The sequence below is a fragment of the Rhodococcus ruber NBRC 15591 genome (assembly GCF_001894945.1).
Lineage (GTDB): Bacteria > Actinomycetota > Actinomycetes > Mycobacteriales > Mycobacteriaceae > Rhodococcus > Rhodococcus ruber.
Genome location: NZ_BCXE01000004.1, coordinates 96,342 through 110,948, shown reverse-complemented (window position 1 = coordinate 110,948; position 14,607 = coordinate 96,342). Strand labels below are relative to the sequence as shown.

Annotated in this window: 15 protein-coding genes; 4 read left to right on the top strand and 11 right to left on the bottom strand. The window is 71.4% G+C overall.

The features are described from left to right. Positions 1–62 precede the first annotated feature (62 nt). From RR3_RS04580 to zwf, 4 genes are all read right to left on the bottom strand, one after another. Entirely contained in the window at positions 63–1,229 is a 1,167-nt protein-coding gene (locus tag RR3_RS04580) for an ROK family transcriptional regulator (protein ID WP_048771675.1), read from the bottom strand. A gap of 180 nt (positions 1,230–1,409) precedes the next feature. Continuing rightward, positions 1,410–2,033 carry a bifunctional 4-hydroxy-2-oxoglutarate aldolase/2-dehydro-3-deoxy-phosphogluconate aldolase gene (gene eda / locus RR3_RS04575; RefSeq protein ID WP_010594150.1) on the bottom strand — a complete coding sequence of 208 codons (624 nt, stop codon included), beginning with the start codon at positions 2,031–2,033 and terminating at the stop codon, positions 1,410–1,412. A gap of 11 nt (positions 2,034–2,044) precedes the next feature. After that, complete coding sequence (gene edd, locus RR3_RS04570) at positions 2,045–3,871, bottom strand: phosphogluconate dehydratase (RefSeq protein ID WP_064066244.1); 1,827 nt, start codon at positions 3,869–3,871, stop codon at positions 2,045–2,047. Further along, on the bottom strand, positions 3,868–5,331 hold the full coding sequence (gene zwf, locus RR3_RS04565) for a glucose-6-phosphate dehydrogenase (protein ID WP_040269971.1): 1,464 nt from the start codon (positions 5,329–5,331) through the stop codon (positions 3,868–3,870). The genes edd and zwf overlap by 4 nt, the downstream gene beginning before the upstream one ends. Before the next feature lie 168 nt (positions 5,332–5,499). Between zwf and RR3_RS04560 the strand changes: the two genes are divergently transcribed. Further along, positions 5,500–6,684 carry an ROK family protein gene (locus RR3_RS04560; RefSeq protein WP_010594147.1) on the top strand — a complete coding sequence of 395 codons (1,185 nt, stop codon included), beginning with the start codon at positions 5,500–5,502 and terminating at the stop codon, positions 6,682–6,684. 5 nt (positions 6,685–6,689) lie between these two features. Here RR3_RS04560 and RR3_RS04555 read toward each other — a convergent pair whose 3' ends face one another. After that, complete coding sequence (locus tag RR3_RS04555) at positions 6,690–7,865, bottom strand: ATP-binding protein (protein WP_064066243.1); 1,176 nt, start codon at positions 7,863–7,865, stop codon at positions 6,690–6,692. 116 nt (positions 7,866–7,981) lie between these two features. Here RR3_RS04555 and RR3_RS04550 point away from each other — a divergent pair, with 116 nt between their 5' ends. Then, positions 7,982–8,641: a TetR family transcriptional regulator gene (locus RR3_RS04550; protein ID WP_040269986.1), complete on the top strand. Its 660-nt coding sequence runs from the start codon at positions 7,982–7,984 to the stop codon at positions 8,639–8,641. Then, positions 8,638–10,266, top strand: coding sequence for an MDR family MFS transporter (locus tag RR3_RS04545; RefSeq protein ID WP_064066242.1), 1,629 nt, complete (start codon positions 8,638–8,640; stop codon positions 10,264–10,266). The genes RR3_RS04550 and RR3_RS04545 overlap by 4 nt, the downstream gene beginning before the upstream one ends. On the opposite strand, the gene RR3_RS25260 is transcribed toward RR3_RS04545, so the two are convergent. The 3 genes from RR3_RS25260 to RR3_RS04530 all read right to left on the bottom strand — a co-directional run bounded on the left by RR3_RS25260 (position 10,190) and on the right by RR3_RS04530 (position 12,206). Then, complete coding sequence (locus RR3_RS25260) at positions 10,190–10,549, bottom strand: sigma factor-like helix-turn-helix DNA-binding protein (protein WP_064066241.1); 360 nt, start codon at positions 10,547–10,549, stop codon at positions 10,190–10,192. The genes RR3_RS04545 and RR3_RS25260 overlap by 77 nt on opposite strands. A gap of 185 nt (positions 10,550–10,734) precedes the next feature. Beyond that, positions 10,735–11,316 (bottom strand): P-loop nucleotide/nucleoside kinase family protein, encoded by a 582-nt coding sequence (locus tag RR3_RS04535; protein ID WP_064066240.1) that lies wholly within the window; start codon positions 11,314–11,316, stop codon positions 10,735–10,737. A 368-nt stretch (positions 11,317–11,684) separates the two neighbouring features. Further along, a complete protein-coding gene (locus RR3_RS04530) occupies positions 11,685–12,206 on the bottom strand; it encodes a DnaJ family domain-containing protein (RefSeq protein ID WP_064066239.1) in 522 nt (173 codons plus the stop codon). Between the two features lie 228 nt (positions 12,207–12,434). Between RR3_RS04530 and RR3_RS04525 the strand changes: the two genes are divergently transcribed. After that, on the top strand, positions 12,435–12,956 hold the full coding sequence (locus RR3_RS04525) for a CGNR zinc finger domain-containing protein (RefSeq protein WP_064066238.1): 522 nt from the start codon (positions 12,435–12,437) through the stop codon (positions 12,954–12,956). Between the two features lie 53 nt (positions 12,957–13,009). On the opposite strand, the gene RR3_RS04520 is transcribed toward RR3_RS04525, so the two are convergent. From RR3_RS04520 to RR3_RS04510, 3 genes are read right to left on the bottom strand one after another with little or no spacing between them, the layout of a single operon-like run. After that, a complete protein-coding gene (locus RR3_RS04520; protein ID WP_064066237.1) occupies positions 13,010–13,789 on the bottom strand; it encodes a putative protein N(5)-glutamine methyltransferase in 780 nt (259 codons plus the stop codon). A 23-nt stretch (positions 13,790–13,812) separates the two neighbouring features. Then, positions 13,813–14,103, bottom strand: coding sequence for a GNAT family N-acetyltransferase (locus RR3_RS04515; RefSeq protein ID WP_017680134.1), 291 nt, complete (start codon positions 14,101–14,103; stop codon positions 13,813–13,815). A 17-nt stretch (positions 14,104–14,120) separates the two neighbouring features. Then, the gene (locus tag RR3_RS04510) at positions 14,121–14,582 is read right to left on the bottom strand and encodes a MarR family winged helix-turn-helix transcriptional regulator (protein WP_010594134.1); all 462 of its coding nucleotides are present in this window, start codon (positions 14,580–14,582) and stop codon (positions 14,121–14,123) included. Positions 14,583–14,607 lie beyond the last annotated feature (25 nt).

The following is a 14,607-nucleotide window of genomic DNA, read 5'->3' as shown; positions in this document are numbered from 1 at the left end:
CTATGTTCGATTCTGAACTCAATCGGTGGCGCGGAAGGGCGCGAAGTCGTCGGAGTCGATCATCAGTGCGGGTTGGCCGCCCGCAGACCCAGGGCGACCGCCCCGAGCACCTGGGCGCGGGCCCCGAGGGCCGCGGTCCGCACCTGCACGGTGCGCGCGGCGCTGGGCACCGCATACCGCTCGATCGCACGGCGCAGCGGCTCGAGCAGCCACTCGCCCGCGAGCGCGAGTTCGCCGCCGATCAGGATCAGCTGCGGATTGAGCAGGTTGCACAGGCCCGCCGCCGCGACCCCGACGTGACGGCCGGTGTCCGCGAGCACCCGGGCGCACCCGGCGTCGCCGGCCTCGGCGAGCGCCACCACGTCCGCGATCGTCAGGCCGGGCCCCCGGCTCGGCTCGAGCAGCCCGATCACCACGTGGGAAGCCACCATCGTCTCGAGGCAGCCACGATTGCCGCACCGGCACACCTGGCCGAACTCGTCGAGGGAGGTGTGGCCGATCTCCCCAGCCGTGCCGGCGCGGCCGCGGTACAGCCGCCCGTCCAGGACCAGTCCGGCGCCGACGCCGTCGGACAGCTTGATGTAGGCCAGGTCGTCCATGCCGCGCCCGGCGCCCCAGATGTGTTCGGCCAGTGCGCCGAGATTCGCGTCGTTGTCGACGTGGACGGGAAGCGCGAGCCGCTCGGCGGCCAGGGCGGCCGGGTCGACGCCGACCCAGCCCGGCAGGATCGACGGCCCACCGATGCGGTGCGTGGCGGACTCGACCGGTGCGGGCAGGCCCATGCCGACGGCCGCAACGGCGTCGCGGCCGCACCCGAGTTCGACGAGAGCGTCGTCGAGAAGCGCTCCGGCTCTTTCTATTCCGTCCTCGGCGCGGTGCCCGGTCGCCAGCTCGACCCGTTTCTCGGCGAGGATCTCGTGCGACAGGTCGGCGACGGCGACGGTGAGATGCCGGTGCCCGAAGTCGATCCCGACGGCCAGGCCCGCCGACCGGGTGAGCTTCACGGCCCGTCCCCGCTGGCCCGGACGCTCGGCGGCGGCCACCTCCACCAGACCGCCGGCTGTCAGTTCCCGGACCAGATTCGACACCGTGGCCGGGGCCAGACCGGTGCGCCGAGCGATCTCCGCTTGCGTGAGCTCACCGCCGGACTGCAGAACCCGAACCACCCGTTGCTGATTGGCCGAACGCAGCGACGACTGCGAGCCGGGATGTTCGGTGTCCTCACGCATCCGCTCAGGGTACCGGCCCGCGACCGTCCGCTCGTTCCGGACGGCCGGGAACATCCGCGACCGGCCCGGTCGTACGCGCGCGTCGCGGCGGTCGCGTACGACGATCGGGCGCGCGGATGCGGTGACGTCGAGGACTCGCCCCCGCCGCATCCGAGCGGGGCGGAGGCGAGTCCGGTTCGCCTACGCCTCGGCCCGGCGCAGTCCCGTGGTCACCTGCGCGAGGCGGGTGATCCGGGCCCAGTCCCGGGTCTGCACCGCATCGGCGGGGGTGAGCCACGAGCCCCCCACGCAGCCCACATTGGGCAGCGCGAGGTAGTCGGGGGCCGTCGCGACCGAGATTCCGCCGGTGGGGCAGAACCGGGCCGCCGGCACGGGGGAGTGGACGGACGCGAGGAACCGGGTGCCGCCTGCGGCCTCCGCGGGAAAGAACTTCATCTCGCGGTAGCCGCGTTCGAGCAGCAGCAGCACCTCCGAGACGGTCGCCGCCCCCGGCAGGTGCGGCAGCCCGGTGTCGGTCATGGCCTTCAGCAGCGACTCCGTCGCGCCCGGCGACACCAGGAAGCGCGCACCGGCCGCCGCGGCCTGCGCGGCCTGGCCGGGTTCGACGATCGTGCCGGCACCGACGGTGATGTCGGGGACCTCGTCAGCGATCCGCTCGATCGCCTCGAGGGCGCACGGGGTACGCAGGGTCAGCTCGATCATGGGCACGCCGCCGTCGGCGAGGGCCCGGGCGATCGGGACGGCGTCCGCGGCATCGCCGATCACGACGACGGGCACGACGGGGGTCACGTCCAGCAGGCTCATCGGGGTCTCCTTCACGCGAAGTCGGATTGAAAGACGCTGGCGCCGTGGGTGGCCGGGCCCACGGTGGCCCGCAGGCCCGCGAACAGCTCACGGCCCGTGCCGGTCCAGGCGTCGTCGGTGGGGGCGTGACCGGTCGCCGCGCGGCCGGCGAGCGTGGCGTCGGACAGGTGCACACACAGCGAGCCGGCGACGGCGTCGACGGTGATCGGGTCGCCGTCGCGGACGCGGGCGAGCGGACCCCCGGCCGCGGCCTCGGGCGTGACGTGGATGGCGGCGGGAACCTTGCCGGACGCGCCCGACATCCGGCCGTCGGTCACCAGCGCGACCCGGCGCCCCCGATCCTGCAGCACCCCCAGCGCCGGGGTGAGCTTGTGCAGCTCGGGCATCCCGTTCGCGCGCGGGCCCTGGTAGCGCAGCACGGCCACGACGTCGCAGTCGAGTTCGCCGGCCTCGAACGCCGCGAGGAAGTCGGCCTGGTCGTCGAACACCCGGGCCGGAGCGGTGACGACGTGGTGCTCCGGGGCGACCGCGGACACCTTGAGCACGGCCTCGCCCAGGTTGCCGTCGAGCACCTTGAGCCCGCCGTCGACGGCGAACGGATCCGCGACGCCACGCAGCACGGTGTGGTCCAGGCTCGCCGACGGCCCGGCCTCCCACCGCAGCGTCCCGTCGCGCAGCCGCGGCTCCTGCGTGTACCGGTGCAGCCCCGGCCCGGCGACGGTGGTGACGTCGTCGTGCAGCAGGCCCGCCGAGAGCAGGTCCGAGACCACGACACCGAGCCCGCCGGCGGCGTGGAAGTGGTTCACGTCGGCCGCGCCGTTGGGGTAGATCCGGGCGAGCAGCGGCACGACGGCCGACAGGTCCGCCAAGTCGCGCCACGTGAGGGTGATCCCGGCGGCCCGGGCGATCGCCACCAGGTGCATCGTGTGGTTGGTGGAGCCGCCGGTGGCGAGCAGTGCGACGCAGCCGTTGACGACGGCCCGCTCGTCGACGACCTCACCGACCGGGGTGAAATCGGAGCCGAGGGCGGTCAGGCCAGTGACGCGGCGCGCGGCCTCGGCGGTGAGCGCGTCCCGCAGTTCGGTGCCGGGATTGACGAAACTCGCGCCGGGCAGGTGCAGGCCCATCACCTCCATCAGCAGCTGATTGGAGTTGGCGGTGCCGAAGAACGTGCACGTGCCGGCGCCGTGATAGGAGGCGGCCTCGGCCTCGAGCAGGTCTTCGCGGCCGGCGCGGCCCTCCGCGTAGAGTTGCCGCACCCGGGCCTTCTCGCCGTTGGGCAACCCCGACGTCATCGGCCCGGCCGGGACGAACACCGTCGGCAGGTGCCCGAAGCCGAGCGCGCCGATCAGCATGCCGGGGACGATCTTGTCGCAGACACCGAGCATGAGGGCTCCGTCGAACATGTCGTGCGACAACGCGATTGCGGTGGACATTGCGATGACGTCGCGGCTGAACAGCGACAGCTGCATGCCGTCGCGGCCCTGGGTGATGCCGTCGCACATGGCCGGGACGCCACCGGCGAACTGCGCGATGCCGCCCGCCTCGAGGACCGCCGCCTTCAGCCGCGCCGGGTAGTCCTCGAAAGGCCGGTGCGCCGAGAGCATGTCGTTGTAGGAGGAGACGATCGCGATGTTCGGCTTCACCAGCCCGCGCAGGGCGGACTTGTCGGCAGGTTCGGCGGCGGCGAATCCGTGGGCCAGGTTGGCGCACGCGAGACGCCCGCGGGCGGGGCCCTTGTCGGCGGCGGCACGCAGCCGCTCGAGGTAGGCGCCGCGCTCGGCGCGGCTGCGCCGGACGATGCGGTCGGTGACCCGGTCCAGAACGGGATGGCTCATACGGAAGTTCCTTCGTACCAGGCGCGTCCGTCGCGCTCGATGAGGGTGGTCGCGTCGGTGGGGCCGGACGTCCCCGCCGGGTAGCGGCGCGGCATCCGGCCGGTGCGGTCCCAGGTCTGCAGGATCGGTTCGACCCACGCCCATGCGGTCTCGACCTCGTCGCGCCGCATGAACAGGGTCGGGTCGCCCCGCACCACGTCCATCAGCAGCCGCTCGTACGCGTCGGGCGAGGGCCGGTCGAACGCGTCGACGTAGTTCAGATCCAGGGAGACCGGGCGCAGGCGGATCCCGCCGGGTCCGGGTTCCTTGGCGGTCATGTGCAGGCAGATGCCCTCGTCGGGCTGCAGCCGGATCACCAGGCGATTGGGTTCGGTGGCGCCCTCGGCGCGGGGGAACATCGGGTGCGGAACGTCCTTGAACTGCACCACGATCTCGGAGCTGCGCTTCTCGAGTCGCTTGCCGGTGCGCAGGTAGAACGGCACACCGGCCCAGCGCCAGTTGCGCACCTCCGCGCGCACCGCGACGAACGTCTCCGTGCGGCTGTCCGGGTTCTCCACCTCGTCGCGATAGCCGGGCACGGCACCGCCGTCGACCAGTCCGGGTCCGTATTGCCCGGTGACGGTGAATCTTTCGACGTCCTCGGCCGTCATCGGACGCAGTGCCTGCAGCACCTTGAGTTTCTCGTCGCGCACCGTCTCGCGGTCGACGACCGTCGGCGGTTCCATCGCCACCAGGCACAGCACCTGCAGCAGGTGGTTCTGCAGCATGTCGCGCAGGGCCCCGGAGGTGTCGTAGTAGCCGCCGCGGGTGCCGACCCCGAGGGATTCGGAGACGGTGATCTGCACGTGGTCGATCCACGTCGAGTTCCACAGCGGCTCGAGCAGGGTGTTGGCGAACCGGGTGACCAGCAGGTTCTGGACGCTCTCCTTGCCGAGGTAGTGATCGATGCGGAAGATCTGCGACTCGTCGAACACCTCGCCGACCGCGTCGTTGATCGCGTGGGCGGAGGCGAGGTCGCGGCCGATGGGCTTCTCGAGCACCACCCGGGAGGTCGGTTCGACGAGTCCGTGCCGGGCGAGGTGATGGGAGATCGGCCCGAACAGCGAAGGGGCGCAGGCGAGGTAGAACACGCGCACGGAGTCCGGGGGCAGGACGTCGTGCAGGGCGGACCAGTCGTCCCCGCCTGCGAAGTCGAGGCTCACGTAGTCGAGGCGGTCCAGGAACCGGGTGAGGGTGCCGGCGTCCAGCAGGGGCGCGGGCACGAAGCGCGCGAGCTCGCCGCGGACCTTGTCGCGGTAGCCGTCGGTGTCGAGGCCGGCGCGTGCGGCGCCGACGATCCGGCTGCCGGGCGGCAGCTGGCCGTCCCGATCCCGCAGGTAGAGGGCGGGCAGGAGCTTACGGACGGCGAGATCGCCGGTGCCGCCGAAGACGACGACGGTACAGGGGGCGGCGGGTGACATGGCGTGTCCTCCCGAATGAGGGGGTGAGGGCTGTCACTCGCAACCGTAGAGCATCTTCCGCACTGAAACAACAAACTTACGCATTTCTAAGAACAAAGTCCGGTGCGGTGCGGCTCCCGGGTGCGGCACCGGGCCCTCTCGGGTGCGCTTCCTTGGTTCAATGGCGGTATGAGCCGATCCTCCAGCGCGCCCGCCACAGCGGGCGAGGTCTTCGCCCTCGTCCGCGCCGGCGCCGCGACCACCCGAAGCGAGATCGGGCACCACACCGGGCTCTCCCGCACCGCCGTCGCCGCCCGGGTCGCGGCGTTGCAGGACCTCGGCCTCGTCGTCGAAACGGAGGAGGGGCCCTCGACCGGCGGACGCCCACCCCTCACCCTCACCTTCGGGGCGGGGGCGGGCATCGTGCTCGTCGTCGCGATCGGCCGCAGCCGCACCCAGCTCGCCGTCTGCGATCTCGCCGGGGACCTGCTCCGCACCGAGGACCTCGAGCAGGAGATCGGGGCGAGCCCGGGGGAGCTGATGCCGAAGGTCGCCGCGCACCTCGCCGACCTGCGCGCCGCGCTCGGTCCCGGCGCGCCCCGCACCGTCGGCATCGGGGTGAGTCTGCCGGGCACCGTGGACACGGCCCGCGGCTGCAGCCTGGATTCGCCGATGATGGCCGGCTGGGACGGCGTCGAATTGCAGCCCTTCCTCGCGGACCTCGGCGGCGCGCCGGTGTTCGTCGACAACGACGCGAACGTCATGGTCCTCGCCGAAAGGCTGGGCGAGCGAAGAAAATTCGACGACATGCTCCTCATCAAGGCGTCCACGGGTCTCGGGGCGGGCATCGTGTCGGGCGGTGTGCTGCAGCGCGGCGCGGTGGGCGCGGCCGGCGAGATCGGGCACACCAAGACCGCTGCGGCGCAGGGCGTCCTGTGCCGCTGCGGCGACGTCGGCTGCGTCGAGGCGATCGCCGGGGGCTGGGCGCTGGTCCGTGACCTGCAGGAGCAGGGCCGGGACGTGACCCACATCCGCGACGTCGTGGCCCTCGCCGTCGGCGGGGATGCGGAGGCGCGCCGCATGATTCGCGACAGCGGCCGGCGGATCGGCGAGGTGATCGCCGGGGCCGTCAACCTCCTCGACCCGGCGGTGCTCGTCGTCGGCGGCGACATGGCCGAGGCCTACGACGTGTTCGTCGCCGGACTGCGCGAGACCCTCTATCGCGATGCGGTGTCCGTGGCCACCCGCGCCCTGCAGATCCTGCCCTGGTCGCACGGCGATCGCTCCGGGATGATCGGTTGCGCCTCCATGGCTCTCGACCAGGTGCTCAGCGTGCGCGCCGTGGACCGGATGGTGGCCGAGCGGGGCCGCTGACCCGGTTACTCCGCCGGCTGACGGCGGATGAAGTCGGCCATGCCCGGGACGGTGAAGGCGATGCGACCGTGTTCCGGCGCCCAGATCAGGCCCTTGCGGATGGCCGAGTTGCGGACGTCGCTGACGCCGGTGGCCGTCGAGCCCATCAGCTGGGCGACCTTTCCGGACCGCGGTGCCTCCTCACCGGCGGCGGCGAGCGCGGCGAGGTAGCGGCGCTCACGGTCGGTGGCCCGGTTCCAGCGCGACGGGAAGAATCCCTCGTCGAGGTGACGGCGGCCCACCTCGACGGCGAGCTCGGCATCCTCGAGCTGGAAGGGGCTGTGCGGAGCGACGTTCCAGATCGCCTTCCCGAACTCCTGCAGGAAGTACGGATAGCCCCCGCTGGCCTGGACGAGCACGGCGAGGGCGTCGTCGGTGAAGTCCCCGCCCTGGCGGCGCACCGGGATCCGCAGGGCGTCGGCGGCGGCGGTCGGCGAGAGGGGGCCGATGGTGCTGTAGAGGAACTGGCGCTCCGCGTACGAGCGGTTGCCGGCCAGGACCGCGGGAAGATTGGGCAGTCCGGCACCGATGAGGAAGAACGGCCATTCCCGCTGGCTCGCCCGGTGCTGGACGGCGCGCAGCGCCGACAGCAGATCGGAGTCGAGGTCCTGCATCTCGTCGACGAACAATCCGAAGGCACTGGATCTCGGCCGCAGTTCGGCGGTGATCGCCTCGACGAGTTCCTCGAGATCGAGGTCGATGTCCCCGCTGGCCGCCGGGGGCTGGTCGAGGGAGAAGCTCGCGGTGGCCGGCCCGAGGCCGAGGCCGAGGGAGAAACCCCGGGCGAGATCGATGAGCGGATCGATCGCATGCTGGATCCGGTGCTTGCGGCTGTAACGGCGCAGTCCGACGGTCAGCTCCTGGGAGAGCTTGGCGCGGACGGCGCTGGTCCCGGCCTCGTTGGGTCGCGCCTCGAGGGCGATCGTCAGCCAACCCTGCCGGTCGGCGTGCTCGACGAGGGCGTTGAGCAGGGTCGTCTTCCCGACTCCCCGCAGTCCCGACAGGATGAGTCCACGGTCGTAGTTCTGCCGCTTGCTGCGGGCGACGAGGAGTTCGAACGCCCCGATCTGCTCGTCGCGTCCCTCGAGCGCCGGCGGCCGGAGGCCGGAGCCGGGCTTGAACGGATTGAGCTCGAGGTCCATGCGGCGAGTATAGAGACTTATGGAGTTCTATCTTGAATTCTCCATAACCGACCATAACATCCCATAGTCGTCAGGCCTCTTTGCACTCTGGGGGCGATGGTGCAAATATGCACTCCATGGAGGAAAGTGCAACAAGTCCGTCCGGGCGGCGTAACCGCCGGATGGAGCGCACCCGGGCCGCGCTCGTCGGCGAGGCGCGCGCGCTGACCGCCCGTCATGGTCTTGCCGGGTTCACCGTGGAGGAACTCTGTGAGCGGGTGGAGATCTCCCGGCGCACCTTCTTCAACTACTTCCCGTCCAAGGAGGACGCGGTCCTCGGCGAGCCCCCGCTCAGCCTGACCCTCGAGGAGGAGGACGCCTTCGTGGCCGCCGGACGGCACGACGGGGACGGCATCTCCCCCACGCTGCTCCAGGACCTCGTCGCGGTGCTCCTCGCCCAGATCGGGCGCACCGACTTCACCCGTGAGCACGCGAAGCAGTACCACGACATCATCCACCGCGAGCCACAGCTGCTGCCCCGCATCCTGCACAACGGCGAGACCCAGCTCCGGCGGTTCGCCGAGGTCGTCGCCCGGAGAGAGAACCTGCCTCCCGACGATCCGCTGCCGCGGACCGTCGTCTACGCGCTCGCCGACATCACCCGGCACACCGCCGACGAGTTCTTCGGCGACGACACCGATCGCCCCTTCGCGGAGCTGCTGCTCCGCAACCTCGACACCGTCCGGCGCCTGTTCGGGCAGCGACTCGACCCCATCGAAACGGCAGGAAACCCGTGACCGCAACGTCGTCCCGACCCGCGGCACCACCGTTGGTGCTCACGCAGCGCCGGATCTGGCTCATCTTCTCCGCGCTGATCGCCGGCATGCTGCTGTCGAGCCTCGACCAGACCATCGTCTCCACTGCGATGCCCACCATCGTCGGGCAGCTCGGCGGCGTCGAACACCAGGCCTGGATCACCACCGCCTACCTGCTGGCGACCACCATCGTGATGCCGATCTACGGAAAGTTCGGTGACGTGTTCGGCCGCCGCACCCTCTTCCTCGTCGCCATCGCGGTGTTCACCCTCGCCTCCGCCGGCTGTGCCTTCGCCACCGACTTCTGGTGGTTCGTGATCTTCCGTGCGATGCAGGGCCTCGGCGGCGGCGGCCTGATGATCCTTTCCCAGGCCATCATCGCCGACATCGTCCCGGCCGACCAGCGTGGCAAGTACCTGGGTCCGCTCGGTGCGGTCTTCGGTGTGGCCGCCGTCGCCGGCCCCCTGCTCGGCGGCTTCTTCGTCGACCACCTGACCTGGCACTGGGCCTTCTACATCAACCTGCCCGTCGGCGTGCTCGCCTTCGTGATCGCCTGGTTCACCCTCACGTTGCCCACGAAGCGACCCGAGAAGAAGGTCGACCTCCTCGGCGTCCTCACCCTCTCGACCGCTACCACGTGCCTGATCCTGTTCACGGACTTCGGTGGCGACCGGGGTTGGACCGATCCGCTGACCCTCGCGCTCGCCGTCGGAGTGCTCGTCGCGGCAAGTCTTTTCGTCCTCGTCGAGTCCCGCGCCGAGGATCCGATCATCCCGCTGTCGCTGTTCCGCAACCCGATCTTCGTCAACGCCACCGCGATCGGCTTCACCGTGGGTCTCGGCATGTTCGCGGCGCTGGCCTTCATGCCGACGTTCCTGCAGATGTCGTCCGGCACCTCGGCCGCGGTCTCCGGTCTGCTGATGATCCCGATGATGGCCGGCCTGATGGCCACCTCGATCGCCTCCGGCATCGCGATCACGAAAACCGGTCACTACAAGGCGTATCCCATCGCCGGTGCCCTCGTCACGGCCGCCGCGATGTTGTGGCTGACCACCCTCGAGGGCAGCACGCCGCTGTGGCTGATCTGCACGATGCTGTTCACCCTCGGCTTCGGCCTGGGTCTGATCATGCAGGTGGTCGTTCTCGTGGTGCAGAACGCCGTGCCGCCCACCGAGATCGGGACCGCGACCAGCACCAACAACTACTTCCGGGAGGTGGGCGCGTCCCTCGGTGTGGCGGTCTTCGGCACGATCTTCACCAACCGGCTGGCCGAGCAGCTCACCACCGTGTTCACCGGAGCCGGGGCCTCCCCGGAGCAGGCCGGCCAGGCGACCGCGACGCTCGATCCCGCGGCCCTGAGCCGGCTGCCGGACTCCGTGCGCACCGGCGTGGTCGACGCCTACGCCGACTCCCTCGCCCCGGTGTTCTGGTACCTGATCCCGTTCCTGTTGGTGGCGTTCGTCATCGCGTGCTTCCTGCGGCAGATCCCGCTGGCGCACGAGGCGGGCATGGTCGCCCGCGGTGAGGCGGTCACGGAGGAACAGCTGACGCACGCGGCAGGCGCGCAACCGCACCCCGCCGAGACCGGGAGTCGCCCGGCCCCGTGACGGCGTCCATGCGCACGGGGTCGGCCAGCGCCGCGCGAAGGCGGGACAACGCGCGATGCTGATCCACACGGACGGCCCCAGGCGTCGTCCGCAGGACGGCGGCGGACTCCTCCACCGACAACCCCTCGATCACCCGCAGGCGCAGGATGTCGCGTTGCCTGCGGGTGAGCGTCGAGAGCAGCGCTGCCGCACGCGCGCCTCCGGACCGTCCGCACACGGCGTCCGGCTGATTCCCGCGTGCGGTCGCCGCGGCGGTGTCGAGGTCCTGGGTGGGAGCTGTCATCGAGTCGTGCCTTCCTTGCTGTGGCATGACGCATCGCGTCCGTTCACGCACCCACACAACCGGACGAACCTCGGGCGGCCACGGGAGTGCGCCGTGGATGTGCTGGGAAGTGGGCCGTCGGTGAACCCGGCATGCGTCGGGGACACCCGTCACCGAAGTGTCGATGTCGTTGCGCTCCGGAATCGTCACCGCGCACACGGGGATCCGCTGCCGAGTGCGCAGCGGTCCGTTCCGTCCTGCGTCAGCACGCCGAACACCCGGTTCTTCGCATCGTCGCGAGTGGTGAGGACGACGTGGTCCCACAGGCCTCCGGCCGTGGCGTCGTCCTCGTCGGTGAGGTGCGGTCGCAGAACGGTCCATCGATGCCAGTGCCGCGCGAACGACGACTCGTTCACCACGCGCCCGCGAGCGTGCTGCCCGGCCTGCGCGACCTCTCGGGGCACGTCGAGGAAGACCAGCACCGGCGTCCAGCCTCGTCGCCGCGCCAGGCGGGCCGTCCAGTCGCGTCGGCGCCTGCGCGTGGCGGTGTCGTGAACGGCCACCGGCCCTTCGCTCCGGTGCGGTCCGGCCAGGAGGGTGCGCACCACGTCGAGGGTGTGCACGAGATGGACCAGTGGCCGATACCGGCGGTACGGCAGGCCCGGCGGCAGCACGGCCGCGAGGCGTTCGGCCCGGCGCTCCGGATCGAGAACGGTCAGACCCGGGATGTCGCGCTCGATCCGGCGAAGCAGGGTGCTCTTACCCGCTCCGGGAACGCCACCGGCCATCAGGAAGACGGCACTGTTGTCGCACCCGGACGGATGTCCCGGGTGGGGGAACCTCGGAGCTGAGGTGGTTATGACGATTCCTTTCCCTGCGGGCAGGTTCGTGATCGGTGCTGCCGTGTCTTCAGAATGTCGGCAAGGACTGGGCCGACGCTGAGTCCTTCCTGAGGTCCGGCTGTGAATCGGGCCGCACCTTCCGGGCCGGCTCTCGCGCCGCGGCCGGTCAGCTCGCACGCAGCTCAGCGAGTGCAGCGGCCGGGGCGGGGATCGGTACCCGCGACACGAATCGACAGGCGCACCGACGATCGCTGTCGCGGGTGGCTGCGAAGTGCGCGGCTGTGCGGCGCCGAGGACACGTCCCCGCAGCGTCGTCAGGTTTCCGCGGGCCGGATCCCCAGGATGCGGTGCCACCAGCGTCGACGCGGCGGCTCGGCGGTGTACTCGCGCAACGCTGCGGCCGCCGCCGCGGCCCGCTCGGCGCGTGTCGACCGCAGCTCCGCCCGGTCCGCGGCCCACTGGCGGACGACCGCTTCCGGATCGACCCGATGAACGGGAACCAGGGGACCGCTCGGTGCGCGCAGGCAGTCCACGATCCGCCGGTTCAGCTCCCGGACGATCTGCCGCACCGCCGGCTCGGAGGGCACGTCGCGCACGGTGTCGCGCAACCGCTCGACCTCCTTGCGCAGCTGCAGCGGGGGCGGCAGCAGGGCCTCGGTCGAGAGCCCTTCCCGGCGCAGGTAGTCCTTGACCCACCACAGCTCGTCGTCGCTGCGATGCGGAATCGGCTTGCCCGCGCCACGCAGGTTGTCGAAGTCGCCCCGCTCCTGCGCGACGCGGATCTGGCGTTCGATCCACGACTCGAAGGTGATGTCCGGCCGCTTGCGCTCGGTCATGGAGGCGATTGTCCTCCGCGAGGCGTCGGGTTTCACGCTCGGCGCGTCACCGGGACCGTCGCCGACACGCCGATCGGATCGGGGCGGAGGGGTGTCGAGACCAGGCGCCAGCGGCCACATGCGCAGCGCTGATACCGCACCACGCCTTCGCTCGTCGGGTGGCGGGAGACCTCGGTCCAGTGGTGGCTGTGGGATGTCGGCATGCCACCAGCGTGGTGTAATGACATTGTGCATCTCAACCCTTACGGCGAGTATGCCGTGCGCCTCGCCGCGGAGCTGGTGAACGACCCACCCGCGACAGTCGACGCGCTGGTGCGCCGCTGCCTCGAGGCGGGCCTGGTGATCGACTTTCCCGTCGGCGCCGGCGACCTGCGCGACGTCGAGGCGATGCTCGAACGCTGGTGCGGGATCGTCGACGCGACCGGTGACGCCGAGCGTGCCGCGCTCGTCAACGAGATGCTGGCCGCCGCTTCGGCGTATCCGCGGATGACGAATCACGCGGGGGACGGCTGGCACCTGCACTACCGGGACGATCAGCATTCGCTCGCCGGGGTGCTCGAGGCGCTGATCTCTGTCGGTACGGCCCTGCACCTGGTGGGCCGGGGCATGCACCGACTCGGCCGCTGCGCCCTCGACGAGTGCGACGACGTCTACGCGGACACCTCCCGTAACGGGCGGCAGCGGTACTGTTCGCCGCGGTGCGCGAACCGCGACGCCGTGCGCCGGCACCGCGCCGTGCGCGCCGTCTGAACCGCGCTGTGCGCGCCGGCTGAACCGCGCCGTGCGCGCCGGCTGAACCGCGCTCAGCGCGGCGCGGTGCCGACGACGACGGTCGCGAAGTCGTCGTCGCTGTGTGCCACCTGCGGGGTCAGCCCGTTCCGGTCGAAGCACGCGGCGATCCCGTCGGCCTGCTGCGTGCTCGACTCGACCAGCAGATGTCCGCCCGGCGCGAGCCATCGTCCGGCCGCCGCTGCCACCCGGCGCAGCACGTCGAGGCCGTCGGCACCGCCGTCGAGGGCGATGCGGGCTTCGTGCTCCCGGGCGTCGGCCGGCAGGAGCGCCAGGTCCGCGGTCGGGACGTACGGCACGTTGGCGAGCAGGAGGTGGACGCGCCCGCGCAGTCCCGCGGGCAGCGGGTCGTAGAGGTCGCCCTCGTACACGTGGCCGCCGAGCGCGGCGAGGTTGCGGTCCGCGCACTCCACCGCTGCCGGATCGAGGTCCGTCGCATGCAGTTCCACGTCGGCGACGGCCGCCGCCACCGCGGCACCGAGCGCCCCGGATCCGCAGCACAGGTCGACGACGACGCCCGGCGCGGCAAGCGCGACGGCGCACTCGACGAGGAACTCGCTGCGCCGGCGGGGGACGAAGACCCCGGGGGTCACGTGGATGCGCAGGCCGCGGAACTCGGTCCAGCCGAGAACGTGCTCGAGCGGTTCGCCGGCGGCGCGCCGGCGCACCGAGTCGGCGAGGTCGCCGGGCGTCCGGGCGGCGTCGATCAGCAGCCGCGCCTCGTCCTCCGCGAACACGCACCCCGCCCGTCGCAGGGTGGCGGCGACGGCGGTGACGTCCGGTGGGGGCGGCATGCGGTGGTGCCCGGCGGCGGGTCTCAGTCGGCGAGATCCTTGTATTCGGGATGCTTGTCGATGAAGCCGTCGACGAACGGGCAGATCGCCACGACGCGCTTTCCGCGGGCGCGGACGTCGTCGAGCGCGAACCGCACCAGCGTGCTCGACAGGCCCCGGCCCGAGTAGGCGTTGTCGACCTCGGTGTGGTCGAACACGAGCTGGACGTCGCCGTCGGGGTGGTACTGGGTGTAGCCGACGACGGTGTCGCCGTCGCGCAGTTCGTAACGCTGGCGCTGCGGATTGTGGACGGCGACGACGGACGGGTCGCTCATGGCATTCCTCCGGCTGTTCAGGTGTTCTCGAGCAGGTGCGTGCGCATCGCGGTGTACGTGTCCCCGAAGCGGGTCACGTCCCGGGGACCGAGCAGGTCGAACACGTAGGAGCGTACGGCCTCGACGTGCCCGGGACTGGCCTGGGCCAGCTTCGCGGCCCCGGCGTCGGTGAGTTCGGCCAGCATGCCGCGCTTGTCCTCGTCGCATTCGACGCGCCGGACCCACCCGGCGTCGACGAGGCGGCTGATCGCGCGGGTGACGCCGCTGCGGGTGGTGACGACGGCGTCGGCGAGCGCCCGCATGCGCAGCCGCCGGCCGGGGGCCTCCGAGAGCGCGACCAGCAGCTCGTAGTCGGTGAGGGACATGCCGGAGTCCCGGGTGAGCTGCCGGTCCAGGGCATTCATCAGCAGGCGGGTGCTGTCGAGGTAGGCGCGCCAGGTGCGCTGCTCGTCGTCGCTGAGCCACCGGGTCTCCGTCATTGCTCGAGGATAACCGGATGGTTGC

Coding starts and splice junctions, on each gene's coding strand:
- RR3_RS04555 (WP_064066243.1), bottom strand. CDS start 7,865: ATGGACCTCGAGCTCAATCCGTTCAAGCCCGGCTCCGGCCTCCGGCCG.
- RR3_RS04520 (WP_064066237.1), bottom strand. CDS start 13,789: ATGCCGCCCCCACCGGACGTCACCGCCGTCGCCGCCACCCTGCGACGG.
- RR3_RS25260 (WP_064066241.1), bottom strand. CDS start 10,549: ATGACAGCTCCCACCCAGGACCTCGACACCGCCGCGGCGACCGCACGC.
- eda (WP_010594150.1), bottom strand. CDS start 2,033: ATGAGCCTGCTGGACGTGACCCCCGTCGTGCCCGTCGTCGTGATCGGC.
- RR3_RS04560 (WP_010594147.1), top strand. CDS start 5,500: ATGAGCCGATCCTCCAGCGCGCCCGCCACAGCGGGCGAGGTCTTCGCC.
- RR3_RS04580 (WP_048771675.1), bottom strand. CDS start 1,229: ATGCGTGAGGACACCGAACATCCCGGCTCGCAGTCGTCGCTGCGTTCG.
- RR3_RS04530 (WP_064066239.1), bottom strand. CDS start 12,206: ATGACCGAGCGCAAGCGGCCGGACATCACCTTCGAGTCGTGGATCGAA.
- RR3_RS04535 (WP_064066240.1), bottom strand. CDS start 11,316: ATGGCCGGTGGCGTTCCCGGAGCGGGTAAGAGCACCCTGCTTCGCCGG.
- RR3_RS04510 (WP_010594134.1), bottom strand. CDS start 14,582: ATGACGGAGACCCGGTGGCTCAGCGACGACGAGCAGCGCACCTGGCGC.
- RR3_RS04550 (WP_040269986.1), top strand. CDS start 7,982: ATGGAGGAAAGTGCAACAAGTCCGTCCGGGCGGCGTAACCGCCGGATG.
- edd (WP_064066244.1), bottom strand. CDS start 3,871: ATGAGCCATCCCGTTCTGGACCGGGTCACCGACCGCATCGTCCGGCGC.
- RR3_RS04515 (WP_017680134.1), bottom strand. CDS start 14,103: ATGAGCGACCCGTCCGTCGTCGCCGTCCACAATCCGCAGCGCCAGCGT.
- zwf (WP_040269971.1), bottom strand. CDS start 5,331: ATGTCACCCGCCGCCCCCTGTACCGTCGTCGTCTTCGGCGGCACCGGC.